At 74.7% G+C, this 24,654-nt stretch carries 26 protein-coding genes; 10 read left to right on the top strand and 16 right to left on the bottom strand.

From position 1 onward, the window contains the following. Positions 1–53: 53 nt before the first annotated feature. The 3 genes from ACIOHG_RS19440 to ACIOHG_RS19430 form a co-directional block, all read right to left on the bottom strand. The gene (locus ACIOHG_RS19440) at positions 54–755 is read right to left on the bottom strand and encodes a glycerophosphodiester phosphodiesterase (RefSeq protein WP_400952016.1); all 702 of its coding nucleotides are present in this window, start codon (positions 753–755) and stop codon (positions 54–56) included. 272 nt (positions 756–1,027) lie between these two features. After that, a complete protein-coding gene (locus ACIOHG_RS19435; protein ID WP_400952015.1) occupies positions 1,028–1,441 on the bottom strand; it encodes a molybdopterin-binding protein in 414 nt (137 codons plus the stop codon). Positions 1,442–1,774: 333 nt separating this feature from the next. Then, entirely contained in the window at positions 1,775–3,202 is a 1,428-nt protein-coding gene (locus tag ACIOHG_RS19430; RefSeq protein WP_400952012.1) for an ROK family transcriptional regulator, read from the bottom strand. Positions 3,203–3,285: 83 nt separating this feature from the next. Here ACIOHG_RS19430 and ACIOHG_RS19425 point away from each other — a divergent pair, with 83 nt between their 5' ends. Continuing rightward, complete coding sequence (locus tag ACIOHG_RS19425; RefSeq protein WP_400952010.1) at positions 3,286–4,479, top strand: MFS transporter; 1,194 nt, start codon at positions 3,286–3,288, stop codon at positions 4,477–4,479. A 129-nt stretch (positions 4,480–4,608) separates the two neighbouring features. On the opposite strand, the gene ACIOHG_RS19420 is transcribed toward ACIOHG_RS19425, so the two are convergent. Continuing rightward, entirely contained in the window at positions 4,609–5,289 is a 681-nt protein-coding gene (locus ACIOHG_RS19420) for a class I SAM-dependent methyltransferase (protein WP_400952007.1), read from the bottom strand. Positions 5,290–5,464: 175 nt separating this feature from the next. Here ACIOHG_RS19420 and ACIOHG_RS19415 point away from each other — a divergent pair, with 175 nt between their 5' ends. Beyond that, positions 5,465–6,412, top strand: coding sequence for a deoxyribonuclease IV (locus tag ACIOHG_RS19415; RefSeq protein WP_400952004.1), 948 nt, complete (start codon positions 5,465–5,467; stop codon positions 6,410–6,412). Between the two features lie 9 nt (positions 6,413–6,421). After that, on the top strand, positions 6,422–7,237 hold the full coding sequence (locus tag ACIOHG_RS19410) for a TVP38/TMEM64 family protein (RefSeq protein ID WP_400952002.1): 816 nt from the start codon (positions 6,422–6,424) through the stop codon (positions 7,235–7,237). Between the two features lie 47 nt (positions 7,238–7,284). Here the strand turns inward: ACIOHG_RS19410 and ACIOHG_RS19405 are convergent, their stop codons facing one another. After that, positions 7,285–7,653 carry a DUF2568 domain-containing protein gene (locus ACIOHG_RS19405; RefSeq protein WP_400952001.1) on the bottom strand — a complete coding sequence of 123 codons (369 nt, stop codon included), beginning with the start codon at positions 7,651–7,653 and terminating at the stop codon, positions 7,285–7,287. A gap of 163 nt (positions 7,654–7,816) precedes the next feature. Between ACIOHG_RS19405 and ACIOHG_RS19400 the strand changes: the two genes are divergently transcribed. From ACIOHG_RS19400 to ACIOHG_RS19380, 5 genes are all read left to right on the top strand, one after another. Further along, positions 7,817–8,344 carry a DinB family protein gene (locus ACIOHG_RS19400; RefSeq protein ID WP_400951998.1) on the top strand — a complete coding sequence of 176 codons (528 nt, stop codon included), beginning with the start codon at positions 7,817–7,819 and terminating at the stop codon, positions 8,342–8,344. A gap of 332 nt (positions 8,345–8,676) precedes the next feature. Continuing rightward, positions 8,677–9,072, top strand: a complete 396-nt coding sequence (locus ACIOHG_RS19395; RefSeq protein ID WP_400951996.1) for a cell division protein SepF — start codon at positions 8,677–8,679, stop codon at positions 9,070–9,072. Positions 9,073–9,239: 167 nt separating this feature from the next. Next, on the top strand, positions 9,240–9,818 hold the full coding sequence (locus tag ACIOHG_RS19390; protein WP_400951994.1) for a TetR/AcrR family transcriptional regulator: 579 nt from the start codon (positions 9,240–9,242) through the stop codon (positions 9,816–9,818). Then, the gene (locus ACIOHG_RS19385; protein WP_400951991.1) at positions 9,815–11,413 is read left to right on the top strand and encodes an MFS transporter; all 1,599 of its coding nucleotides are present in this window, start codon (positions 9,815–9,817) and stop codon (positions 11,411–11,413) included. The genes ACIOHG_RS19390 and ACIOHG_RS19385 overlap by 4 nt, the downstream gene beginning before the upstream one ends. A 267-nt stretch (positions 11,414–11,680) precedes the next feature. Then, on the top strand, positions 11,681–12,385 hold the full coding sequence (locus tag ACIOHG_RS19380; protein WP_400951990.1) for a hypothetical protein: 705 nt from the start codon (positions 11,681–11,683) through the stop codon (positions 12,383–12,385). A gap of 62 nt (positions 12,386–12,447) precedes the next feature. Here ACIOHG_RS19380 and ACIOHG_RS19375 read toward each other — a convergent pair whose 3' ends face one another. Together ACIOHG_RS19375 and ACIOHG_RS19370 are read right to left on the bottom strand one after the other, a co-directional pair. Continuing rightward, positions 12,448–13,995 carry an oxidoreductase gene (locus ACIOHG_RS19375; protein ID WP_400951987.1) on the bottom strand — a complete coding sequence of 516 codons (1,548 nt, stop codon included), beginning with the start codon at positions 13,993–13,995 and terminating at the stop codon, positions 12,448–12,450. A gap of 61 nt (positions 13,996–14,056) precedes the next feature. Continuing rightward, positions 14,057–14,257, bottom strand: coding sequence for a hypothetical protein (locus tag ACIOHG_RS19370; RefSeq protein WP_400951985.1), 201 nt, complete (start codon positions 14,255–14,257; stop codon positions 14,057–14,059). A gap of 313 nt (positions 14,258–14,570) precedes the next feature. Here ACIOHG_RS19370 and ACIOHG_RS19365 point away from each other — a divergent pair, with 313 nt between their 5' ends. Next, the gene (locus tag ACIOHG_RS19365) at positions 14,571–15,704 is read left to right on the top strand and encodes a nitrous oxide reductase family maturation protein NosD (protein WP_400951982.1); all 1,134 of its coding nucleotides are present in this window, start codon (positions 14,571–14,573) and stop codon (positions 15,702–15,704) included. Between the two features lie 151 nt (positions 15,705–15,855). Further along, on the top strand, positions 15,856–16,896 hold the full coding sequence (locus ACIOHG_RS19360; RefSeq protein WP_400951980.1) for a methyltransferase: 1,041 nt from the start codon (positions 15,856–15,858) through the stop codon (positions 16,894–16,896). A 68-nt stretch (positions 16,897–16,964) separates the two neighbouring features. On the opposite strand, the gene ACIOHG_RS19355 is transcribed toward ACIOHG_RS19360, so the two are convergent. The 9 genes from ACIOHG_RS19355 to ACIOHG_RS19315 all read right to left on the bottom strand — a co-directional run bounded on the left by ACIOHG_RS19355 (position 16,965) and on the right by ACIOHG_RS19315 (position 24,614). Beyond that, on the bottom strand, positions 16,965–18,332 hold the full coding sequence (locus ACIOHG_RS19355; protein WP_400951977.1) for an acetyl/propionyl/methylcrotonyl-CoA carboxylase subunit alpha: 1,368 nt from the start codon (positions 18,330–18,332) through the stop codon (positions 16,965–16,967). A 10-nt stretch (positions 18,333–18,342) separates the two neighbouring features. Beyond that, the gene (locus ACIOHG_RS19350) at positions 18,343–18,837 is read right to left on the bottom strand and encodes an acetyl-CoA carboxylase biotin carboxyl carrier protein (RefSeq protein WP_400951976.1); all 495 of its coding nucleotides are present in this window, start codon (positions 18,835–18,837) and stop codon (positions 18,343–18,345) included. After that, a complete protein-coding gene (gene accA / locus ACIOHG_RS19345; RefSeq protein WP_400951974.1) occupies positions 18,834–20,522 on the bottom strand; it encodes an acetyl-CoA carboxylase carboxyl transferase subunit alpha in 1,689 nt (562 codons plus the stop codon). Before accA ends, ACIOHG_RS19350 begins: the two co-directional genes overlap by 4 nt. Before the next feature lie 117 nt (positions 20,523–20,639). Further along, positions 20,640–20,960, bottom strand: a complete 321-nt coding sequence (locus tag ACIOHG_RS19340; RefSeq protein WP_400952209.1) for a TcmI family type II polyketide cyclase — start codon at positions 20,958–20,960, stop codon at positions 20,640–20,642. 5 nt (positions 20,961–20,965) lie between these two features. After that, positions 20,966–21,424, bottom strand: coding sequence for an SRPBCC family protein (locus ACIOHG_RS19335; RefSeq protein WP_400951972.1), 459 nt, complete (start codon positions 21,422–21,424; stop codon positions 20,966–20,968). Between the two features lies 1 nt (position 21,425). Next, on the bottom strand, positions 21,426–21,680 hold the full coding sequence (locus ACIOHG_RS19330; RefSeq protein ID WP_400951970.1) for an acyl carrier protein: 255 nt from the start codon (positions 21,678–21,680) through the stop codon (positions 21,426–21,428). A 20-nt stretch (positions 21,681–21,700) separates the two neighbouring features. Continuing rightward, positions 21,701–22,924 (bottom strand): beta-ketoacyl synthase N-terminal-like domain-containing protein, encoded by a 1,224-nt coding sequence (locus ACIOHG_RS19325; protein ID WP_400951968.1) that lies wholly within the window; start codon positions 22,922–22,924, stop codon positions 21,701–21,703. Next, positions 22,921–24,186 carry a beta-ketoacyl-[acyl-carrier-protein] synthase family protein gene (locus ACIOHG_RS19320; protein ID WP_400951965.1) on the bottom strand — a complete coding sequence of 422 codons (1,266 nt, stop codon included), beginning with the start codon at positions 24,184–24,186 and terminating at the stop codon, positions 22,921–22,923. The genes ACIOHG_RS19325 and ACIOHG_RS19320 overlap by 4 nt, the downstream gene beginning before the upstream one ends. Then, on the bottom strand, positions 24,183–24,614 hold the full coding sequence (locus ACIOHG_RS19315; protein ID WP_400951963.1) for a cupin domain-containing protein: 432 nt from the start codon (positions 24,612–24,614) through the stop codon (positions 24,183–24,185). The genes ACIOHG_RS19320 and ACIOHG_RS19315 overlap by 4 nt, the downstream gene beginning before the upstream one ends. Positions 24,615–24,654: the final 40 nt, after the last annotated feature.

Raw genomic sequence — 24,654 nt, 5'->3', positions numbered from 1 at the left:
CTCGGGGCGGTGGCTGTCCGACGGGCGGGGCCGAGACCCGCTCCGGCAACGGGTCAGCCGCTGTACTGGTCGATCGTTCGACGCAGCAGGGAGACCCGGTTGGAGGTCAGGGAGTCGATGCCGAGGCCGAGCATCTTCCGCATGGTCCTGCGCAGGTCGACGGTCCAGGTGGCCAGGCCCATGCCTTCCTCGTGGACCGCCGCCACCAGCCGCTCGTCGACCAGCCCGAAGGGAGGGTTCAGGTAGCTGGGGCGCAACTCGTCGAGCAGTCGCGCCTTGGGGAGTTGCAAACGGTTCCAGGTCAGCGAGATCTCCGCTTCGGGAGCGAGCTCCCGAACGACGAGCATCGCCGTCACCGGTCCGCAGAACGCGACACGGCTCGCCAGCCCCAGGTCCCTGACGACCTGCCAGGCCGCAGCGACGGGGACCGCGTCGTCGAGGTCGATCAGCAGTTGCCGGCCCTCGACGGCGGCGACGGCGGCCAGCGCCTCCGCCAGCGTGGCGATCCGCAGACCGGGAGTGGCGACTTCCTCGAGCTGATCGGCCGTCACCCGGGCGATCGGGCGCGGGTCGTTCCACAGCCGTTCCAACGTGCGGTCGTGGAGCAGGACCGGCACCCCGTCCTTGGTGAGCTGGACGTCGACCTCGACGGCGTCGGCCCCGGCCGCGAGAGCCGCCTCGACCGCCGGCAGGGTGTTCTCGCGGTGCAGGTACGGGTCACCCCGGTGGGCGACGGCGCGCACGCGGCTCTTCAACGGAATCGTCCTCTCGCACGATCGGGAAACGCACTGTCCGGGCCGCCCCGCCACAGGCCGGCCACCGGACTCCGCATCCTAGGCGGCTCGCGAGTACGGCTTTCGACCGGTCACCGGAACCGGCCTGCGGCCCTGGTGACGGTCGCCTCCTCCGGTGGAGAACCGCGCGGCACTCGACCGCGCCATTGCCCTCGACCGCGCCGTTGCCCTCGAACAGCCTGGGCCTGGGGTCGACCGTTCGGCCACCGGGGCGGACGCCGCCGGACGATCCGTCAGCGCCGCTCGACGACTACGTTGGTCGACTTGATCACGGCGGTGGCGGGCGCGCCCGGCACCAGTCCGAGCTCCTCCGCCGAATCGCGGCTGATCAGCGAGACCACCCGAAACGGCCCGGCCTGGATCTCCACCTGCGCGGCCACGTCGCCGAGGACCACCGCGGTCACGATCCCAGGAAAGCGGTTCCTGGCCGAGGAACGGCCTTCTGCCTCACTGGTCTCCGTCCGGGCCAGTTCCCTTGCAAAGGAGGCGAGTTCGGCCCCCGCGATGATTCGGTGGCCGTGCTCGTCGCGCGTCGCGGCCAAGCGGCCCGCGTCCACCCACCGGCGCATGGTGTCGGCGCTCACCCCCAGCATCGAGGCCGCCTCACCGATGCGGTACGGGTGGACGGGCCGATCGGAGGTGGCCATCGGTGCAGCTCCCGGGCGGTCGGAGGAGGGACGAACTGACCCCGTCATCCTGCCGTACCGCCCGCCCGTCCCGTACACGCCCCACGCCCGGCCCACACCAACCCCCGCGCCGCGCCCGCACCCAACCGCACAGCCTCAACCGGCCCCACCTCGGAACCCCGAACCGAGCCCGAACCCAAACCCGAGCCCGAGCCCGGCCGGCCCACCGACAGCCGCTCCGCCACCGACCGCCCCGCCCACCCGGGCAGATCGTCACCGACCGCACACCACAACCACCCGTCTACCCGACCGCCCGAAACGACGGGACGGTGCGACGCCGGGAGCACGGCCGCCTCACTCTCCTCCGAACAGTTCCCGGCGGACCGAATCACCCGCGGTCAGCACCGCACCGGCCAGGACGGCGCCGCCGCCCGCCGTCCCGGCCCGGACCTCGGTGGCGAGCGGGGAGAGCGTGGCCAGCCGACGTTCGACCCTGGCGGCCAGGTCGGGGCCGCCGGCCTGGCCGATCTCGCCGCCGAGCACCACGCACCCCGGGTCGAGGACGACGCAGATCGCGGAAGCCCCGACCGCGATCCGGGCGGCCAGCTCCTCCAGGAACTCCTCGGCCCCGATCTCCACCGCGTGCCGCACCACCGCCTCGGCGGCGGGCTCGATGGCATCGCCCCCGAGCGGGTCGGCCCCGAGGCCGGCACCGCCGCGACCGTCCGGTCCGGGACGGGCAGCGGGTTCAAGGTCAGCGGGCTCAGGGGTGTCGGCTCCGGCAGCAGTACCGAGAGCCCCGGGCTCGGGCTTCAGGCCGTGGCGCTCGGCGAGTTCGCAGATCGCCGCGCTCGACACCAGCGAGTGGAAACCGCCGTCGCACTTGGTGGCACCGGGCAGCCCGACCGTGCCGGGCACCGGGAGGAAGCCGATCTCCCCGGTGCCGCCGGAGGCACCGCGGCGCAGCCGGCCGTCCAGCACCACGGCGGCACCGACGCCGAGCCCGAGCCAGATCAGGGCGAAGTCCCGTCGGCCCCGAGCCGCCCCGAGCCGATGCTCGGCGATGCCCGCGAGGTTGACCTCGTTCTCGAGGATCACCTCGGTCCCGGGGCGGGACCGCAGGGCGGCGAGCAGCTTGGTGTGCCACTCGGGGAGCTTCCCCGAGTTGTTGAGGGTGCCGGTCGAAGGGTCCACCAGGCCGGGCGCGCCGACCGCAACGGTGTGCAACTCCTTCGCACCGGCCGCGGCAGCGGTGGCGAGCAACGCCTCGACGGTCCGCTCGACGAGCAGGTCGCCCTCCGCCCCGCCCTCGGCGGACACACCATCAGCCGCCCCGCTCCCCGTGGCGAAGCCGACCCCCGCACCAGCACCAGCCAACGCCTCCGCCCCCTCCGCCCCCTCTGACAGCACGGGCAGCACGGGCAGCACGGGCAAGGTCGCCGGGATGGTCGCAGTGCCGAGAGTGCGTCCGGTCAGGTCGGCGACCACCAGGCTGACGCCGGTGGAGCGGATGTCGATCCCGGCGAGGTGGGCCCGGTCGGCGACCAGTTCGTACAGGCGGGCGTTGGGGCCCCGGCGCAGCGCGGCGCTCTCGCCCGCATGGGCGACCAGGCCACTGCGCTGGAGGCGCTCGAGCAGGTCCGCGACGGTGGGTCGGGAGAGCCCGGTCAGGGTCCGCAGGTCGGATGCGGTGAGCGGGCCCCGTTCGAGCAGCAGCTCAAGGGCAAGCCGGTCGTTGATGGCCCGGGCGGTGCTCGGCGTGGCGGTGCGAGCGGTCGTCATGAGCCTGCATCCTTCCAGAGGTTTCTATCAGGCAGGGTCCCTGATAGTTTATGGCCATCCGACCGACCCAAGGGGGAGCCCGCATGGGCGAGACTCTCAAGGACGTCCAGCGCGCGAGGGTGAGCGTGGCGCTGGTGTTCGCCGTTCACGGCGCCGTCACCGGCACGTTCGTCACCCGCATCCCGTGGATCAAGGACCACCTCGATCTGAGTCCCGGTCAGCTCGGCATCGCCCTGGTCTTCCCGGCCGTCGGCGCGTCCGTGGCGATGCCGCTGGCCAGCCGGATCGTGCACCGCCTCGGCGCGCGCACCGCGCTCCAGGGGCTGCTGACGCTCTGGTGCCTCTCGCTGGCCCTCCCGGCCCTGATGCCGAACCTCGTCACGCTCTGCCTGTCGCTGTTCCTGTACGGCGCCACCGCCGGCATGTCGGACGTGGCGATGAACGCCCAGGGCGTCGAGGTCGAGGAGCGGCTCGGCCGGTCGATCATGTCCGGCCTGCACGGCATGTGGAGCCTCGGCGGTCTGATCGCCTCCGGGTTCGGCGTGCTGGCGGCCCACCAGGAGGTCGACGCCCGGGTCCAGTACGCGGCGACCGCAGCCGTGCTCGCGGTGCTTGCCCAGTTCGTCTCGCGCGGGGTGCTCGACGTCCGGCCCACCGCCGAGGAGGAGGCCCCGCCGCGCTTCGCGCTGCCGCCCAAGGAGGCCCTGCTGATCGGCCTGGTCGGCTTCTGCGCGGTGTTCGCCGAGGGCGCGTCGATGGACTGGAGCGGCGTCTACCTGCACGACGTCACGGGCGCCTCCGACTCCGTCGCGGCCGCCTGCTTCACCGCCTTCGCCGCCACCATGGCCGCGGCCCGGCTGGCGGGCGACGCCGTGGTCCGGCGGCTGGGCCCGGTGCGCACCGTCCGGCTGAGCGGCGCGGTGGCCACTGTCGGCGGCCTGCTGGTGGTGCTCGCCGACAGCCCGTACGTGGCCATCCCCGGCTTCGCGCTGATCGGCATCGGCATCGCCGTGGTGGTGCCGCTGGCCTTCGCCGCCGCCGGGCGGGCCGGCACCAACCCGAGCCAGTCGATCGCCGGCGTCGCCACCGTGACGTACACCTCCGGCCTGATCGCCCCGGCCGTGGTCGGCGGCATCGCGCAGGCCAGTTCGCTGACGGTCTCCTTCCTCGCCGTCACCCTGCTGGCCGCCGCGCTGATCCCGTCCGCGACGGCGCTGCGCCACCGCAGGCCGACCGACGCTCCGGCCGCGACGGGCTCCCTGGAACCCACGCACTGACGGGCGTCCCGGAGCCGGACGGTCCCTGGGCGCGCGGGGGCCGTCCACCGAGGGGCGCAGGAACGCACCCGCTCCCCTCGGCTCACGCGTCCCCCGTCCCCGTCCTCCGAGCAACACCGGCCCGGAAGATCAACCCGGCTTCCGCTGCGTCACCCGCCACAGCCGACGCGGGAGTTCGCCCTCCTCGAAGGGCTCGACGGAGGGCTCGGCGAAGGGCCCGCTCCCGGGCGCGCCCCAGCCCTCCGCCAGCCGGTCGACCAGCTCGCGCGAGAAGAAGTGCACCGCGAAGCCGCCGTGCTCCCAGATGCCGTCGCCGTGCCCCGTCCCGGCGCCGAAGTGCGCGTCGCCGGTGTGCCGCCCCGTGTACACCAGAGTGCCGCCGGGCCGGAGCACCCGCCGCACCTCCCCGACCAGCGCCACCAGCTCGTCGGTCGACAGGGCCATGCAGAACAGCATGTGCGCGTAGACAGCGTCCACCGCGTCGGCGGGCAGCCGCAGCGGCTCGCGGACGTCCTGCACCAGGGTGCTCACCGCCAGCCCCTCGGCCCGGGCCCGCCCGGCGAACTGGTCCAGGCCCACGGGGCTGAAGTCGGTCGCGGTCACGGCGAAGCCCCGGCGGACGAAGTACAGGGCGTCCCGGCCGTGGCCCGCACCGAGTTCGAGCAGCGCCCCGCCCGGGCGGAAGGCGGTGACCGCCTGCACGGCCGACTCGGAGGGTCGCTCGCCGTACATCCCGGGGTGCGCGGTGTACGTCCGCTCCCAGTACTCACGCTGCGCCCGCGCCAGCGCCTCACCCAGCGCCTCGCCCATCGTCTCCGCCCTCCTGCCGCCCGTCGCTCCACCGATGCCCGCCCCGCCAGTGCCCGCCCCGCCACAGCGACGACCGGGCAACCCGACGGACGGGCGACCGGGCAGCCGGACGGACGGGAGGAGGACCGACCTGCGGCGCCCACCCCGGGGAGCTGCGGTTCCATCCTGCCGTGCGATGCTCCTGGTCATGGACTCCGCCCCGCGCACCCCGATCGGCTCCGCCTCGCGCAACCCGATCGGTGCCCACGTCCCGGTGGCCGGCAAGGGCCTGGCGGGCACGGGGCTGGCGTACGCCGAGAAGGTGGGGGCCGAGGCGGTGCAGGTGTTCGTCGCCAACCCGCGCGGCTGGGCGACCCCGGCCGGGAACCCCGCGCACGACCTGGCGTTCCGGACGACCTGCGCCGAGCGGGGCGTCCCGGCGTACGTGCACGCGCCGTACCTGATCAACTTCGGTTCGGACTCGGCCACGACCGTGGAGCGCTCGGCCGAGTCGCTGTCGCACTCCCTGCACCGCTCGGCCGCGATCGGCGCGCGCGGCGCGGTGGTGCACACCGGGTCCGCGCTCTGCGGCGGCGGCACCCGCGCCGAGGCGCTGGCGCAGGTCCGGGAGCGGGTCATGCCGGTCCTGGACGGCCTGGACAGGTACGGGGAGGACGCCCCGTGGCTGCTGCTGGAGCCCACGGCCGGCCAGGGCAGCTCGCTCTGCGCCCGGATGGAGGACCTCGCCGCCTACCTGGCCGCTCTGGAGCACCACCCGCTGGTCGGGGTCTGCCTAGACACCTGCCACGCCTTCGCCGCCGGCCACGACCTGGCCGCGCCCGGCGGCGTGGATCAGCTCTTCGCCGCGCTGCACGAGGCGGTCGGCCCGGGCCGGCTGCGGCTGATCCACGCCAACGACTCGCAGGACGTGGCCGGCGCCCGCAAGGACCGGCACGAGAACATCGGCGCCGGCCACATCGGCGCCCCCGCCTTCGAGGCACTGCTCGCCCACCCGGCGACGGCCGGGGTTCCGCTGGTCATCGAGACCCCGGACGGCCGCCACGATCCGGCCCGGGTCGAGGGCGCCCGCCATGCCGCCGACATCGCACTGCTCAAACGATTGCGCGGCCTCGCCACCGGTTAAGCTCCCGGGGTGCCCGTCCCCCACCCGATAACCGGCTCCGACTCCCCGAACGCCCAGGCCCCAGGCGCCCCGGCTGCGGAGACGGCCATCGGAGCAACCCCCGAAGCGCCCACCGCGGCAATCCACGAAGCGCCCACCGCAGCAGCCGACGAAGCAACCGCCGGCCCCCTTCGCGCCCCGCTCCCCCGCCCGCACCGCCACGCGCTGCAGCGGCTCGCCCTGCTGGTGGCGCTGCTGGCCGCCGCCGCGGCCTCCCTGCTGCTGTGGGACCCGTCGGCGATGCTGGCGGCGGCCTCCGGTCCGTGGCGGGTGCCGCTCGCGGTGGCGGTGTACGGCTTCGGGACGGTGGCGTTCCTCCCCCGTCCCGCGCTCAACGCCGGGGTCGGGCTGCTGTTCGGCCCGGTGTGGGGCGTGCCGGTGGCGATCGCGGGGTCGGCGCTGGGGGCGGCGGTGGCGTTCGGGCTGGGACGCCGGCTGGGGCGGGACGCGCTGCGGCCGCTGCTGCGCGGCAAGGTGCTGGCCGCGATCGACCGGCGGCTGTCCGAGCAGGGATTCCGCAGCGTGCTGCTGGTCCGGCTGTTCCCGGGGGCGCCGTTCCAGGCGGGCAACCTCGCCTGCGCGTTCTCCGGCGTCCGGTTCTGGCCGTACCTGACGGGCACCGCGCTCGGCGTGGTCCCGACCACCGCCGCGTACGTGATCGCCGGGGCGAGCGCGGGATCACCGACCTCGCCGGCATTCCTGGTCTCCGCCTCGGTGATCGCCCTGATGTGCATGTTCAGCGCGGTCACACTCTGGCGGGCCCGCCCGCGCCGCGCCTCCTCCTGACCCGCACCCCTCCTGACCCGCAACCCCTCCTGCGGCCCCGCTGGCGGTCAGCGCTCGACGGCCGGCGACCACTCGCCGAGCAGCGCCAGCACCACCGTGTTGAGGACCATCACCGCACCGATCCCGAGCGCCCACCCGGGGCGCCCGGTGACCGCGAGCAGCGCCACCGCCCCGCCCCAGACCAGCAGCTGCACGGCGTACCAGGCCACCGGTGCGTCCCGGACCGGGCGGCGCGGCGTCGCGTACCGCCCCCACAGCACGATCGCGGCGGCGGGCAGCGCCAGCGCCAGCAGGATGCGCACCGCCAGCGGCCCGTCCTGCCACAGCCCGTACCCGCCGACCGCGAGCGCCACCAGCGAGACCAGCTCCAGCAGCAGCCGGAGCGCCAGTTGACTTCCCGTCAGCACCTTGCGCACGTCCACTCCCCCGTACCGGCGGCCCCGCGACCGCCACAACCGCCACAACCGCCACAACCGCCACAACCGGGCATTCCTACCACAGCGCCGGGCGGCCGGTCCCGTCCCGGACGGGACCGAAAAGGGTTCGCCGACCGGACGGGGGCTGCTCCACCATGGCGGCATGACGAACGAGAACCCCACCACCCTCCGGATCGACCCGCCGCTCGCCGCCGACGAGGCCACCATGCTCGGCGCCTGGCTGGACTTCCACCGCGCCACGCTGGCCCTCAAGTGCGAGGGCCTGACGCCCGATCAGCTGCGCGAGCGCTCCTGCCCCCCGTCCACGCTGTCGCTGCTCGGCCTGGTGCGGCACATGGCGGAGGTGGAGCGCCACTGGTTCCGCGGGGTGCTGGACGGCCAGGACCTGGGCGGCTCCGGCCGCTACTGGTCGGAGCAGTACCCGGACGGCGACTTCGACCTGATCGACGACGCCGACCCGGTCGCCGACACCGCGGCCTGGCAGGAGGACGTGGCGTTCGCCCGCGAGACCGCGCGCGGCCTGTCGCTGGACACCGTGACCAAGGGGCGGGCCCGCGACGGCGAGGTGACGCTCCGTTGGATCATGGTCCACATGATCGAGGAGTACGCCCGGCACAACGGCCACGCCGACCTGCTGCGGGAGCGGATCGACGGCGCCACCGGCGAGTAGCCCACACACACGGGCGCCCGCACGGAACAGCCCGCCCCGGCCCGCCCGGGCCGATCCGAAGCCGTTACATGATTGTTGACACCCAGTCAACTGAGTCCGGGCCGTCACCGATATGGTCGTCGCGGCAACCGTTCGGGGATCATGGGCGCCATTGCGGGTATCCGGGGAACACAGATTTTCCTCCGCGCCACAACCCGTGCGGCGGGCACAAGCGGGCACATCTGTGGTGATCAGTGCGATACTCGGACAGTTCCAACAAGTGGATGACGTGTCAAAACGACCCGTCGTCCCTCCGGGGGACGAGTACGGAACGAGAAAGGGAGGCGCGGCTAATGGGAGCACTTCGCGACGAGCACCACAACGGGTGGCTGATGCCTTCCGGAAGCTACCCGGCCGCGATGTACGAGGAACCGTGGGAGGGCGAGGAGACGCTGCCGAGCGTCCAGATCGGCCCGTCCCGGATCGTCTCGCTCCGCCCGACCGGCTTCGAGGCCGCCCGCACCGTGGGCGAGCACATCCGGGCATCGACCCCGGTGGTCATGGACCTCACCGAGATGAGCGACGCCGAGGCGAAGCGCATGGTCGACTTCGCCTCCGGCCTGATCTTCGGCACCGGCGGCGGCATCGAGCGGATCGCCCGCCGGGTGTTCCTGCTCACCCCGGCCGAGGTTGAGGTGATGGTCATCGACCGCCCGCTGGACGACACCGGTTTCTACAACCAGAGCTGACGCCCACCCGCACCCATTGGCACCCCGAAGGCCCCGCGCACCGCGCGGGGCCTTCGCCGTTCCCGCAACCGTTCCCCCGCCAGGGCCGGACCTCCCCACCGACGCCCCCGTGAGACCCGCGCGCCCATATTGAGACATTGATGTCTCACTTGCGCTAGGATCCTCTCATGGCAACCGACCGCGACTCCGTCCTCGAGGCGGCCGTCGGCGTCCTCTCCCGGCGCCCGACGGCCCATCTCGACGAGATCGCCCGCGCCGCGGGCATCAGTCGGGCAACGCTGCACCGGGTCTTCCCGGGGCGTGAGGCCCTGATCCGCGAGGTGGGCGCCCTCGGCCTGCGCCGGTTCGCCACCGCGCTGGACACCGCGCGGATCGAGGAGGGCGACGCCGAGGCGGCGCTGCGCCGCCTGGTGGACGCGGTGGTGCCGGACGCCGCGCTGTGCGCGTTCCTCGCCGGCGAGAACCAGCTGTACGAGCACGAGGAGATCAACGACCTCTGGGAGTTCCAGGACGCCCGGGTCCGCGCACTGTTCCTGCGCGGCCAACAGGAGGGCGTGTTCCGGGTCGAACTCTCGGCCGGCTGGCTCAGCGAGGCGTTCTTCGACCTGGTGGCCGGCATCGGCTGGGCCGTCCAGGAGGGACGGCTGGCCCCGCGCGAAAGCGCCTTCTCGCTCGCCGAGCTGTTCCTCGGCGGCGCCCTACGAAGAGATCCGCAAAGGGATCCACGGAGATCCGATACCCCATGAGTTCCACCCCCGTCGTCCGGTCCGGCCACCGCTGGACCGGTCTCGGCGTCCTCGTGCTGGCCGTCACCCTGGTGGCGGTCGACGCGACAGTGCTCTCCCTCGCCATCCCCTCGATCACCGAGACCCTGCGCCCGTCCGGCACCCAGCTGCTGTGGATCGGTGACGTCTACTCCTTCGTGCTGGCCGGCCTGCTGGTGTCGATGGGCGCGCTCAGCGACCGGCTGGGTCGCAAGCGGGTGCTGCTGGTGGGGTCGGCGGCGTTCGGCGCGGCCTCGCTGCTGGCGGCGTACGCGCCGGGTCCGGGCTGGCTGATCCTGGCCCGGGCGCTGCTCGGCGTGGCCGGTGCGACGATCATGCCGTCCACGCTGTCGCTGATCCGCACGCTGTTCCCGGACACCCGGGAGCGGGCCACCGCGATCGGCATCTGGGGCGCCGGCGCGGCGGCGGGCGCGGCGCTCGGCCCGCTGGTGGGCGGTGTGCTGCTGGAGCACTTCTGGTGGGGGTCGGTGTTCCTGCTGAACCTGCCGGTGATGGTGCTGCTGCTGGTGCTCGGTGCCTGGCTGCTGCCGGAGTCCCGCGATCCGCGGCCGGGCCGCTGGGACGTGCCCAGCGTGCTGCTGTCGATGGCGGGCGTGATCGGCGCGGTGTACGGCGTCAAGGAGTTCGCCGCGCACGGCTTCGCGGACTGGTCGACGCCGGTGGTGTTCGTGCTGGGCGCGGGCCTGCTGGCGGCGTTCGTCCGGCGCCAGTTGCGGTTGGAGACGCCGCTGCTGGAGGTCCGGCTGTTCCGGAACCCGCGTTTCACGGCGGCGGTGGTGTCCTCGCTGATCAGCCTGCTCGGCCTGTCCGGTGTGATCTTCTTCATGTCGCAGTACCTGCAGCTGGTCCGCGGCTACTCGCCGCTGCACGCGGGCCTGGCCGAGATGCCGGCCTTCGTCGGCTCGGTGGCGGGCGGCCTGCTGACGACCCGTCTGGTGCGCCGGGCGGGTGCCCGCGGGGTGCTGACGGCGGGTCTGTTCGTGATGGGCGTCGGCATCGGCGTGCTGGGCTTCGTCCGGGTGGACAGCGCCTACCTGCTGCTGGGCGCCTCGTTCCTGGCCCTCGGCACGGCGGAGGGCGTGGTCTACACGCTCTCCTCGGACCTGGTGCTGGGCACCGCCCCGGCCGACAAGGCGGGCGCGGCCTCGGCGGTGTCGGAGACGGCGTACGAGCTGGGCGCGGCGCTGGGCATCGCGCTGGTCGGCTCGATCGTGACGGCCCTGTACGCGGGGTCGCTGACGGTGCCGACCGGTGTCGACCCGGCGTCGGCCGCCCGGGCGGGCGAGTCGCTGGGCGGCGCCCACGAGGCGGCGTCCACCCTGCCGGCGGGCCTCGCCGAGCAGCTGACGAACAGTGCGGACAGCGCCTTCGTGCACGGCATCACGGCCGCCGCCTGGGTCTCGGCCGCCCTACTGCTGGGCGCGGCCGTCCTGGCCCACCGCCTGCTGCGCCGCACCGCCCCGACCGGAACCGAACCGGACCAGCACGACCAGCAGCACCAGCAGAACCAGCAGCACCAGCAGCACCAGCAGGTGCACCTCCCCGCAGAGCACTGACCGGCACGCCCCGCCCAAAGCCGTCCCCGCCCCGCCCCCGCATCTCGCGCCGGACGCCGCCCACCTGACAGCCCGTCCGACAACCCGTCGGGCTCGCCCCATTGGCGCAGCGCCGCTGGCCCGGGGCGCGGGCGGGCTCGGACGATGGGTGGTGGCGGGTCCGGCCGGGCCGGTTCCGCACGTCCGGACGCGGGCCGCGGGCCCGCCGGACCGACCGCGGCGCGCACGGGCCGACGCGGAGTTCGTCGAGCGAAGGGTGCACCGGCCATGCAGAAGACGGAACGGGACGGTTCGGACGGCGGCGGCGGTCTGCGGCGGCAGGGCCCGGCGCGGAACAGCGCCAGGGGTCCGGTGGCGAGGCCGACCGCACGCCGGCGCGGCCTGCGCGCGGGGCTGGCGATCGGCGCGGCGGTGGCGGGTATCGCGGGCATCGCCGCCTGCGGCGGCAGCTCGGGCGAGAACCCGGTGCAGGCGGCGCTGTCGACGTTCACGGTGGGGGCGCCGCCGGAGACGGCGGGCTTCTCGGGCGAGCCGCCGTCCGCGTTCGCCTCGGCGCACGCGTCGGCGCTGGCCTCGGTGTCGGCGGCGGAGGCGTCGGCCTCGGCCCGGGCGTCGGCGTTCGAGGCTTCGGCGAACGCCCAGTTGGCCGCGGGCCGCGACAAGGCCGCGCAGGTGCTGGCGAACGTCCCGGACGCGGGCAACGCGATGGCGGACGTGACGCTGACGGGGGTGCCGAACTCGGTGTCGGGCGATCTGACGGCGGCGGTGGTGAAGGTCGCCAACAGCACCGGCGAGACCCGCTCCTACGCGGTCCAGGTCGATTTCGTCGACAACACCGGCAAGGCGGTGAGTTCGACGGTGCTGGGCGTGGAGCAGCTGGCGGCGGGCGCGACCGCGAACCCGGTGGCCTTCTCCAGGGCGGGCAAGGACGTGAACGTGAACCCCGTCGTGGTGAAGGCCTACCGGTACTGACCTCCCGGCACGAACGGCCCCGGTACTGACCTCCCGGCACGAACAGCCCCTGGTACGAACGGTCAGGTGCGGTTCAGCGCCCGGGTGACCCCGGCCACCGCGGCGGTGGTCAGCACCCAGCCCGCGGCGACCAGCAGGTAGCCGACGGTCTGCCGGTAGTCCGTCCAGTACCAGGCGGAGCGCTGCCCGAAACCGCCGATCGGCACCAGCAGGTCGAGGGTGTAGACGAGCGGGTTGAAGGGCGTGCCGGGGCCGCCGGACTGGGTGGACTGCTGGCCGCCGCCGGAGAACAGCGCGGTGCCGAGCGCGGTGAGGACCAGTAGCCAGAGCCCGGCCTGCCAGGGGCGGTAGCCGTAGCCGACGGTGGCGTCGAGCAGGCGGCCCCAGGCCCGACCGGTCGGGCCGAGGGTGCGCCGGCGGCGGCGCTGCTTGGCGAGCAGGACCCGGCGGGCGTCGTCGTCGTGGCCGATCTTGCGGTACCAGGCGGCGAGCTGTTCGTAGGGCTGGGGCGCGTAGCCGGGCAGCGCGGCGAGCCAGCCGAGGCGGTGGGCGAGGGTGTGGGCGTCGCCGTCGGGGTGGATCGAGGTGTAGCTGAAGCCGTCGAGGCGGCTGTCGGCGGGCCAGCTGCGGGCGTGGTCGTGCAGCACGGTGACCTGCGCCTCCTGCAGGTCGACGGCGCCGGTGGGGGTGGCGGCGGGGGTGAGGCGGAGTTCGCCGGCCTTGAGCCGCTGGGCGTCCAGGGCGATCGGGTCGCCGCCGGTGGGCCGACCGGCGTCCAGGACGGCGTCGTGCAGCGAGAGCTTGCTGCGGACGGTGGCGCCGGGCAGCCGGACCGGGCCGTGCGCGCGGAAGCCGTCGGAGAGCAGCATGGTGCCGGTGCTGAGGTCCTCGCCGCTGAGCGCGTCGCCGCAGGGGTTGTGCAGTTCGGCGCCCTCCAGGAAGAGTCCGCCGCCGAGTTGGGCGCCGACCAGGCGCAGGCCGCCGCGCACGACGAGGCCGTGCCGGCCGAACAGGCCGCCCTCCATGACCAGGCCGCCGGCCCACAGCGCCCAGACGTCGCCGGCGGGCAGCGCGGCGGGGTCGTCGGGGTCGGTGCCGACCAGTTCGCGGGCGGTCAGGTGGACGCCGCTGAGCCGGAGTTCGCCGGTGATGTGGGCGCGGGTCAGGGTGAGTCGGCCGTCGATGACGGAGTTCTCGAAGAACAGGTTGCCGTCGACCCGCAGCAGCCAGCCGTCCAGGCCGGGCAGCCAGCAGCCGACCAGGCCGGTCGAGCGCAGTTGCGCGCCGCGCAGCACGACCGGCCGGTCGAAGTGGCAGCCGCTCAGGGTGAGCGCGTGCGGGACGGCGGCGTCGCCGAGGTCGAGGTGCCCGGTGATCCGGGCGCCGGTCAGCCGCAGGGTGCCGGGGGTGCCGGAGGTGAGCAGGGCGTGCAGCGCCGCGGCCCGGACGGTGCGCTCCTCGCCCCAGGCGACGCCGTCGCGCGGGTCCTCGGTGCCGTCCCTCGGGTCCCCCGACCGGCTGCCCTCCGGCCGCAGGTCCACGTGGGCGCCGGCGGTGAAGCCGTCCCAGACCCGTTGTTCCGTCTCGCTCAGCTCGGCGTACGCCAGCACTGCCCGCTCCCCCCGCCCGCCCCGTCGGTCAGCGCACAGCGTACCGGGGCGGCGGGGGCGGTCAGTTGACGGAGCGGAGGATGACGTCCTCGTAGTCGCAGACGCCGTCCTCGATCCACCGTCCTCCGGCGGGTTCGGCGGGTTCGGCGGCGAGCAGGCCGGCGCGGTCGGCGGGCAGCGGGTCGCCCGGCCGCAGGACGGTCGGGTCGGCGAGGTCCGCGAGGGCGGCGGGGTCGGCGAGGTGTCCGGTGTACGTGTCCATGGCTCCATAGTGGGCGGATCGGCCTGGGTCGGCCTGGTGCCCGGCCGGAGAGCCGCCCGATCGGGTGTACGGGTGGTGCCTTCCTCCGCTTCACCCGGCCGCCGCACCGGGTCGTCCGCGAACCTCCCGGCCGCGGGGGCCGTCCTGACGCCCCGTCACCCGATCGGCGGGCGGCGGGAACCACCCGCCCGGCGGCCGCTGCCCGCCCGGGCCCGCGGACCGGCTGGCCGGGCCCGGGGCGCGACCTTAGCTTCGAGGCGGCGGGCGCGCCGACGCCGCCCGCGACCGCGACTTCCGGAAGCCGGCCCGTTCGATGACTGCTCCCCGCACCCCGGCGCGCCCACGCGCCCACGCCCACCGACGCCCCCGCACTCGCCTCGCCGCCGCCCTGCTGTCCGGTGCCTGCGCGCTGCCCGCCGTCCTGACCGCCGCCCCGGCAACGGCGGCCGCCCCGCCCCGGGTGCTCCGGGTGCCGCCCGGCGGCTCCGTGCAGGCGGCGCTGGACGCGGCCCGCCCCGGTGACGTGGTGGAGCTGGCCGAGGGCCGCTACCCGGGCAGTCCGACGCTGGCCACCGACGGGGTGACGCTGCGCGGCGCGGGCCCGGGCACCGTGCTGGTGCCGGACCCGGACGACCGGGGCGCCTGCGCCCGGGCCGGGAACGGCCTGTGCGTGGCGGGCGCCGCGGACGACCGGGGCGTACCGGTGCGGGTGCTGTCGGGGGTGGCGGTGGAGGGGCTGACGGTGGCGGGCTTCGCGCGCGACGGCCTCACCGCGGCTGTCACCGACAGCCTGACGGTGCGCGGGGTGACGGCCCGGGACAACAGGCTGCAGGGCATCAGTGTCGAGATGTCGACCCGGACGGTGCTGTCCGGCAACACGGCCCGCGACAACGGCCAGGCCGGGATCTTCGTCGCCAACTGGTACGACCGCAAGGGCGGGGCGCTGGACACCCGGGGCACCGAGGTGTCGGCGAACGAGCTGACCGGCAACCGGATCGGCCTGCAGCTGCGCCGGGTCCGCGACCTGGCGGCCCGGGCCAACCTGGTATCGGGCAACTGCGGCGGCGTGTTCGTGGTCGGCGACGACGGGGTGCCGCGGGCCGGGGCGCTGACCGTCGCCGACAACGTGGTGCGCGCCAACAACCGCTACTGCCCGCCCATTCCGCGCCTGGACGCGGTGCAGGGCACCGGCATCCTGCTGACCGGTACCGAGGACGTCACGGTCTCCGGCAACCGGGTCGCCGACCACGGCGGGGCGTCCCCGATGTCGGGCGGCATCGTGCTGTACCCGAGCGTGGTGGGCGCCCCGAACGCCCGCGCCACCGTCACCGGCAACGCGCTGGACGGCAACCTGCCCGCCGACCTCGCCGACCGCGACCCGGCCGGCCCCGGGAACGTGTTCGCCGCCAACTCCTGCCGCACCTCCGAGCCGGCCGGCCACTGCTGAGCCACCGCCACTCCCCCACCGATAACCCGAAGACCTGAAAGACCGCAGAGCCGAAAGCCCGACAGACCGCAAAGCCGAAAGCCCGACAGGCCGCAGAGCCGAAAGCCCGAAAAGCCGACAGGCCGAGAGCAAGACCGAAAGGCAGTCCCCCATGACCTCCGCCACGACCTCCGCTCCTCCCCTCTCCGTCCCGCCCTCGATGCTGCTGCGCGAGCTGGTCTTCGGCGCGGCCTGCGCGGGCGCGGTCCGCGCCGCCGCGAGCCTGCGGCTGCCGGACGCGCTCGACGAGGAACCCGCCTCCGCCGCCGAGCTGGCCGGGCGCCTGGACGTCGAACCGGGCCCGCTGGAGCGCCTGCTGCGGGCGCTGGCCTGCTACGAGGTGTTCGCCGAGGACGGCGACGGCCGCTACCGGCACACCCCGCTGTCCCGGCTGCTACGCACCGACGAGCCGGGCAGCCTGCGCGACATCGCGCTGTGGTGCACCGAGCCGTGGACCTGGCAGTCCTGGTCCCGGCTGGACGACGCGGTGCGCACCGGGCGCAGCGTGTTCGGCGACACCTTCGGCAAGGAGTTCTTCCAGTACCTGCACGACGACGCGCCGGAGTCCGCGGCGCTGTTCAACCGGGCGATGACGCAGTCCAGCCGGCAGTCCGCGCAGGACCTGGCGGGGTTCCTGGACCTGGTCGGCGTCGACTCGGTGGCGGACATCGGCGGCGGCCAGGGCCTGGTGCTGGCGGAGCTGATGGAGCGTCACCCGGACCTGCACGGGACGCTGCTGGACCTGCCGAAGGTGGTGGAGCACGCCGATCCGCGGCTGCTGCCGGGCGGGGCGCTGGCCGACCGGGCCCGGCTGGTGCCGGGCGACTGCCGGGTGGCGGTCCCGGTGCAGGCGGACCTGTACATCGTGAAGAACATCCTGGAGTGGGACGACGACTCGACCCGCCGGACGCTGCGCAACCTGCGCGAGGTGGCCCGGCCGGGCGCCCGGGTGGTGATCGTGGAGAACCTGGTCGACGACTCCCCCTCGATGCGGTTCACCACCGCGATGGACCTGCTCCTGCTGCTGAACGTGGGCGGTGCCAAGCACACCCGGGGCAGCCTGACCGCACTGATCGCCGAGTCCGGCCTGGTGCTGGACTCGCTGGCGCCGGTCAACCCGTACCTGCACGCCTTCTCCTGCACGGTGCCGTAACCACGCGCACGGAACACACAAACATACGGAAGGGGCCGCCCGGGCGGCCCCTTCCGCGTGCGCCCGCCTCAGTGCACGGCGGCGGCCTCCTCGGCGGCCATCTCGGCGACCAGCGCGGTGGTGTGCCGGCCGGCCCGGAAGCGCGGGTCGGCGAGGACCCGGCGCAGGTAGCCGGTGGTGGTGCGGACGGCGGGGCCGTCGATCCGGAACTCGTACAGGGCGCGGTCGAGCCTGGCGATCGCCTGTGCGCGGTCGGGCGCCCAGGCGACGGTCTTGGCGAGCAGCGAGTCGTAGTCGGGGCCGACCGGCCAGCCGGGGTAGGCGTGGGTGTCGACCCGGACGAACGGGCCGCCGGGCGGCACGAACTCGGTGAGCAGCCCGGGGGTGGGCAGGAAGCCGCGTTCGGGGTCCTCGGCGTTGACCCGGGCCTCGACGGCGCAGCCGCGCGGGCGGACGGCGTCCTGGCGGACCGTCAGCGGGAGGCCGGCGGCGACGGTGAGCTGTTCGCGGACCAGGTCGATGCCGGTGACCATCTCGGTGACGGGGTGCTCGACCTGGAGCCGGCAGTTGACCTCCATCAGGTGGAAGGCGCCGTCGGGGGCGAGCACGAACTCGAAGGTGGCGGCGCCGACGTAGCCGACGGCGAGGGCGCCGCGGACGGCGGCGGCGCAGATCTCGCGACGCAGCGGGTCGGGCAGGTTGGGCGCCGGGGACTCCTCGATCAGCTTCTGGTGGCGGCGCTGCACCGAGCAGTCGCGTTCGGCGAGGTGGACGGCGTTGCCGTGGCTGTCGCAGATCACCTGGACCTCGATGTGCCGGGCGCCGTCCACGTAGCGTTCCAGGTAGAGCCGTTCGTCGCCGAAGACGGCGCGGGCGTGCGCCCGGGTCTCCTGGTAGGCGCCGGCCAGGTCGGCGGGGTCGCGGACCACGGCCATGCCGCGTCCGCCGCCGCCGGCCACGGCCTTGAGGATGACGGGGTAGCCGGTGCGGGCGGCGGTCTCGCGGGCCTCGGCGGGGCTGCGGACGGCGCCGACCGAGCCGGGCAGCACGGGCAGTCCGGCTTCGCCCATCAGGCGGCGGGCGACGGCCTTGTCGCCGAGCTGCTCCATCACCCGCGGCGGCGGGCCGATGAAGGTGAGGCCGTTGGCCTGGCAGATCTCGGCGAAGTCGGGGTCCTCGGAGAGGAAGCCGTAGCCGGGGTGGACGGCTTCGGCGCCGGTGAGCCGGGCGGCCTCGACGATGGAGGGGATGTGCAGGTAGCTGAGCCGGGCGGCGGGCGGTCCGAGGTGGACGGCCCGGTCGGCGAACCGGACCACCGCCGAGTCGCGGTCGGCGGTGGAGTGCACGGCGACGGTGCGGATGCCCATCTCGCGGCAGGTCCGGGCGATCCGCAGCGCGATCTCGCCGCGGTTGGCGATCAGCACGGTGGAGAACACGCCGCCCCCCTCAGGCCGGTTCGACGGCGATCAGCCGCTGCTGGAACTCGACGGGCGCGCCGTCCTCGACCAGGATCTCGACGACCCGCCCGGCGGTGTCTGCCTCGACGGGGCTCATCATCTTCATCACTTCGAGGATGCCGATCGGCTGGCCGACCGCGACGGTGTCGCCGACGGCGACGAACGGCGGCGCGCCGGGCTCGGGCGAGCGGAAGAAGGTGCCGACCATCGGTGCGCGCACGTGCCGGGCGGTGCCCGCCTCGGGCGGTGCGTCCGGCGCGGGGGGAGCTGCCGTGTCCGCCTGCTGCTCGGCCGGCCATTCGACCTCGACGGCGGTGCCGAGGTGTTCGAGCCGGATGCGGCGGGGCGGGCGGGCGGTGGTGCGGGCGAGTTCGGCGACGCTGCGGCACAGCGCGGCGAGGTCGGCGACCGGGTCCGCGGCGGCGCCGTCGCCGATCAGGGTGATCCGGTCGCGCCGGGCCTCGTGCTTCACCTCGACGGTCATGACTGGCTCCAATCTGCCGCGGTGGGGCCGGTGCGGTCGCCGGTGCCGTAGCGGTGGAAGCGGGCCCGGCGGTCGGCGAGCAGCCGCTCCGGGTCCCACGGGATCAGTTCGTGCAGGGCGGCGGTGACGGCGGCCTCCAGCAGGTCGGCGGCGGCGGCGTGGTCCCGGTGCGCGCCGTCGGGCGGTTCGGGGACGATGCCGTCGACGACGCCGAGGCCGAGCAGGTCGCCGGGGTGCAGCCGGAGCGAGGCGGCGGCGGCGGGCGCGGCCCGGGCGTCCTTCCACAGGATGGCGGCGCAGCCCTCGGGGCTGATCACCGAGTAGGTGCCGTTGGCGCAGACCAGCACCCGGTCGGCGACGGCCAGGGCGAGCGCGCCGCCGCTGCCGCCCTCGCCGATCAGCACGGCGACGACCGGGACGGGCAGCCGGGCCATCAGCCGCAGGTTCTCGGCGATGGCGGCGGCCTGCCCGCCGGTCTCGGCCGCGGGGCCGGGGTGGGCGCCGGGGGTGTCGATCAGGGTGACGACGGGGAGGCCGAGTTTGGCGGCGAGCCGCATCAGCCGGTTGGCCTTGCGGTAGCCGGCGGGCCCGGCCATGCCGAAGTTGCGGCGGCGGCGTTCGCCGAGGTCGCTGCCGCCCTTGTGGTGGCCGATCAGCACCACGGGGGTGCCGGCCAGGCGTCCGGTGCCGGCCACGATGGCGGGGCAGTCCTCGGTGAGGCGGTCGCCGTGCAGTTCCTGGAAGTCGTCGACCAGGCGGCGGACGTAGTCGAGGGTGCTGGGGCGTTCGGGGTGCCGGGCCAGCCGGACGCCCTGCCAGGGGTCGCAGCCGGCCAGGTCGTCGGCGGCGCGCAGGATGGCGTCGGCGTCGCCGGGCGGCAGCGGGCCGGTGGGGGTGCGCAGGCCGAGCAGCCGGCCGAGGACGGGGCGCAGCCCGACCCGGGGGACGACGTCGTCGACCATGCCGTGGGCGAGCAGGAACTCGGCGGTCTGGAAGCCCTCGGGGAGGGTCTCGCCGGTGGTCTGTTCGACGACGCGGGGTCCGGCGAAGCCCATCCGGGCGCCGGGTTCGGCGAGGATGACGTCGGCGAGGGCGGCGAAGGAGGCGGCGACGCCGCCGTAGGTGGGGTCGGTGATCACCGAGACGGTGAGGACGCCGGCCTCGTCGAGTTCGGCCATCGCCTGGGCGGTCTTGGCCATCTGCATCAGCGACAGCACGCCCTCCTGCATCCGGGCGCCGCCGCTGGCGGTGACCAGCACCAGCGGGACGCGGCGGTCCAGCGCGGTGCGGGCGGCGTGCGTGACGAGCGCGCCGGCGCCGCAGCCGAGGCTGCCGCCGAGGAAGCGGAAGTCCATCACGGCGGCGACGCAGGGCTGGCCCTCGACCGTCCCGGCGGCGCACAGCACGGCCTCGTCGAGGCCGGTGTCGGCGCGGGCCCGGTCGAGGCGTTCGGCGTAGGGGCGGCTGTCGACGAAGCCGAGCGGGTCGTGCAGGGCGGGCACCGCCCCGAGGGGTTCGGCGGTGCCCGGGTCGAGCAGCTGGTCGAGCCGCTGCGGGGCGGTGAGCCGCCCGTGGTGCCCGCAGTCGGGGCAGACGTGCAGGGTGCGCGTCCAGCGTTTGCCGTAGACCAGAGCGCCGCAGCCTGCGCAGCGCTCCCAGTCCGCCGGGTGTTCCCGCTCGGCCACGGCGGCTCTCCCTTCCTCGTGCGGGTGGGTGGTTCACTCGTGCGGGTGGGTGGTTCACTCGTGCGGGTGGGTGGTTCACTCGTGCGGGTGGGTGGTTCACTCGTGCGGGTGGGTGGTTCAGCGGTCCCAGCGGTAGAACTCGTGCGCCATGGCGTCCTGCGGTCCGCGCCAGGTCGCCGGGTCGTAGGCGTCGACGTAGACGGCGAGGCGGTCGCTGATGTCGCGGAACTCGGGGTGGGCGGCGTACTTGGCGACCTCGGGTCCGGCGGGGCGCTCGGACTCGATGAGGTGCAGGTAGACGTCGCCGAACTGGAACAGGCTGCGGCCGCTGACGCCGATCAGGCCGGGCAGTTCGCCGCGGTCGGAGTCGGCGAAGACGCCGGCGATGTGCTCGGCGGTGCCGGGCTTCATCCGGGCGACGATCAGGCTGCGGTGCAGGGGGCTCATCCGGCCGCTCCGGCCCGGTGCTCGACCTTGGCGCGGATGAGCTCCATCTGGACCTTGGAGTTCCGGTTGATCCGCTCGGTCATGCCGAGGTCGTCGACGGGCGCGGTGGGCTTCATCGCGAAGTCCTGGATCCAGCGCATCCGGGTACCCTGCGGCAGCTCCTCGTACTCCCAGCGGATCTCCATGAACTCGAACGGGCCGGGTTCGACCCGGCGGGCCCGGACGGCGAGCTTGTCGCGGTCGGTCTCGCGCTCGGAGACCCAGCTCCACACCTGGCCGTTCTCGTCGGGGTGCATGGTGAGCCGGAACCGGACCAGTTCGCCCCGCCGGTCGAGGATCTCGACGGAGGCGTACTCGCTGAACAGCTGGGGCCAGTTCTCCAGATCGTTGGTCATGTCCCAGACCAGGTCGACGGGGGCGTCGATGACGATCGTGTTGTCGGTGTGTCCGGGCATCTCAGGCACCAGCCTTCACGGAGGAGTTGACGGTCTGCAGGAACTCGGCGACGGGGCGGCCGAGCAGGTCGGAGGAGTCGAGGGAGACGCCGTAGCGGTTCTCCAGGTCGGCGAGCACGCCGAGCACGCCGAGCGAGTCGACGCCGAGGTCGAGGAACATCCGGCCGGGGGCGGCGAGGTCGTCGACGGTGACGGCCACGCCGGCCCGGGTCTTGATCAGGGTGGCGAGTTCCTCGTAGGTGATCTCGGAGGACATGGCAGCTCCTTGGCGGTGGTTCAGGCCCGGCGCAGCAGCAGGGCAGTGTTGGAGCCCATCAGGCCGCGGCTGAGCACCAGGGCGGTGCGCAGTTCGGCGGCGCGCGGGCGGCCGGTGACCAGGTCGAGGCCGTACGGGCAGTCCGCGGTGTGCGGGGTGGGCGGGACCAGGCCGTGCTCCAGGGCGAGCACGGCGGCGGCGACGTCGAGCGCGGGGGCGCCGCAGTGCGCCCGGCCCAGGCCGGCCTTGGGGGCGGTGACGGGGACCCGGGCGGCGTGGTCGCCGAGCGCGTCGGCGAGGGCGAGTGCCTCGGCGCGGTCGGCCTCGGGGACGCCGAGGGCGTCGACGAACACCACGTCGACCTCGTCGGGGGCGCACTGCGCCTCGGCGAGGGCGCCGCGGATCGCGTGGGCGAGTCCTTCGCGGCTGTCGGCCCAGCGGGCGGCGCCGGTGAAGGTCGCGGCGTGGCCGGCGATCCGGGCCCGGGCCCGGGCGCCGCGGGCGCGGGCGGCCCCGGCCTCCTCGACCACGAACATCGCGCCGCCCTCGCCGGGCACGAACCCGGTGGCGTCGGAGCCGAAGGGGCGGTAGGCGCGGTCGGGGTCGGCCTCGGTGGACAGCCCGGGGTAGCCGAGCTGGCAGACCATCGAGTAGGGCGCGACGGGGGCCTCGGCGGCGCCGGCCAGGACGGCGTCGGTGGTGCCGCGGGCGACGGCCCGGGCGGCGTGCGCGAGCGCGTCCAGGCCGCCGGCCTCGTCGGAGGCGACCACCCCGCAGGGGCCCTTGAAGCCGCCGCGGATGGAGATCTGGCCGGTGGAGGCGGCGTAGAACCAGGCGATCGACTGGTAGGGGCCGACGTGGTGCGGGCCCTCGGACCACAGGTGCTGGAGTTCGCACTGGCCGAACTCGCCGCCGCCGGAGCCGGCCGCGGTGACCACGCCGACGCCGTACGGGTCCTCGGGGTGGTCGGCCAGGCCGGCGTCGGCGGCGGCGAGTTCGGCGGCGGCCAGCGCGAAGTGCGTGAACCGGTCGGTCTGGACCAGGTAGCGCGGCTCCACGTAGGTCTCGGCGTCGAAGCCGCGGACCAGTCCGGCGACCTTCAGCGGCAGGTCCGTACAGCCGTCCCGGTCGATCGGGGCGAGCGCGGAGCGGCCCTCGGACAGCGCCTTCCAGTGGTCGTCCGCGCCGATGCCGTGCGGGGCGACCACGCCGACGCCGGTGATCACCGCGGTGCGCCCGCTCATGCGGCGGCCTCCACCTTGCTCAGCACGACCGCGGTCTGGAAGCCGCCGAAGCCGCTGCCGACCGACAGCACGTGCCGCAGCGGCGCCTCGCGGGCGGTGCGGGGCACGTAGTCGAGGTCGCACTCGGGGTCGGGTTCGGTGTAGTTGGCGGTGGGCGGGACGACGCCGTGGTGCAGGGCGAGGGTGCAGGCGACCAGTTCGATGGCGCCGATCGCGCCGAGCGAGTGCCCGACCATCGACTTGATCGAGCTCATCGGGGTGCGCCGGGCGTGCGCGCCGAGCGAGCGCTTGACGGCGGCGGTCTCGTGCCGGTCGTTCTGCTTGGTGCCGGAGCCGTGCGCGTTGACGTAGTCGACGGCCTCGCCGGGGAGCCCGGCGTGCGCGAGGGCGCGGTCGATGGCCCGGGACATCTCCACGCCCTCCTGGGTGAGGCCGGTCATGTGGTAGGCGTTGCCGAAGGTGGCGAAGCCGCCGAGTTCGGCGTAGATCCGGGCGCCGCGCCGCTCGGCGTGCTGCCACTCCTCCAGCACCAGGACGGCGCCGCCCTCGCCGAGCACGAAGCCGTCCCGGCCGGCGTCGAAGGGCCGGGAGGCGTGCGGGGCGTCGTCGTTGCGGGCCGAGGTGGCCTTGATGGCGTCGAAGCAGGCGACGGTGATCGGCGAGATCGGCGAGTCGCAGGCCCCGGCGACCACCACGTCGGCGCGGCCCTCCTCGATGGCGAGGGCGGCGTACCCGACGGCGTCCAGGCCGGAGGTGCAGCCGGTGGAGACGGTCTGCACGGGGCCGTGCGCGCCGATCTGCTCGGCGACGGCGGAGGCCAGCGTGGACGGGGAGAAGGCCCGCTCCAGGTGCGGCTGCGCGGGCCGGTGGTCGACGTCCCAGTGCTCGCCGCGGCCGCTGACCAGCACGTAGTCCTGTTCGAGCCGGGTGGTGCCGCCGACGGCGGTGCCGAGCGAGACGCCGGTCCGCCAGGGGTCCGTGCGCCCGGGGTCGAGTCCGGCGTCGGCGACCGCCTCGGCGGCGGCGACCAGCGCGAACTGCACGTAGCGGTCGTTGCGGGCGGTCTGCTCGGGGGTGAGGCCGTGCGCGGCGGGGTCGAAGTCGCACTCGGCGGCGATCCGGGAGCGGAAGCCCTCCGGGTCGAACAGGGTGATGCCGCGGGTGGCGGTGCGGCCGGCGGTCAGCAGGTCCCAGAACCGCGGCACGCCGATGCCGCCCGGCGCGACCACGCCGATCCCGGTGACCGCGACCCGGCGCCTCACGAGGCCGCCCCCGCCGGTTCGGGCGGTCCCGCTTCGGTCGCGCCCTCCTCCTCGGTGTCGACGTGCCCGAGTTCGGGGCGCGGGGCGAGCGGGCCGAGGTGGAAGACCATCCGGGCCTCGCCGGTGCCGACGTTGCGGAAGCGGTGCCGCATCCCGATCGGGATCATCAGGCCCTGGTCGGGGCGGAGCTTCTGCGGGACGCCGTCCAGGTCGACCTCCAGGTCGCCCTCGACGACGAACACGAACTCCTCGGAGTAGGGGTGGTAGTGCTCGCCGATCCGTTCGCCGGGGCCGACGATCGCCACCCCCATGAAGCCGCTGGTGGCGCCGACCGCGGTCGGGGTGAGCATGGCCCGCAGGTCGCCGCCGCGCTTGCGGTTGGGCGGGGCGTCGTCGACGTGCACGACGCGTGGCAGTTCGGTGGTCACGGTGGGTCTTCCTCTCGGTCGGGTGGTCACGGGGCCGGGC

Source organism: Kitasatospora sp. NPDC088134 (genome assembly GCF_044741705.1).
Lineage (GTDB): Bacteria > Actinomycetota > Actinomycetes > Streptomycetales > Streptomycetaceae > Kitasatospora.
The sequence above is the reverse complement of the archived record's forward strand: the minus strand, read 5'-3'. Positions and strand labels throughout refer to the sequence as shown.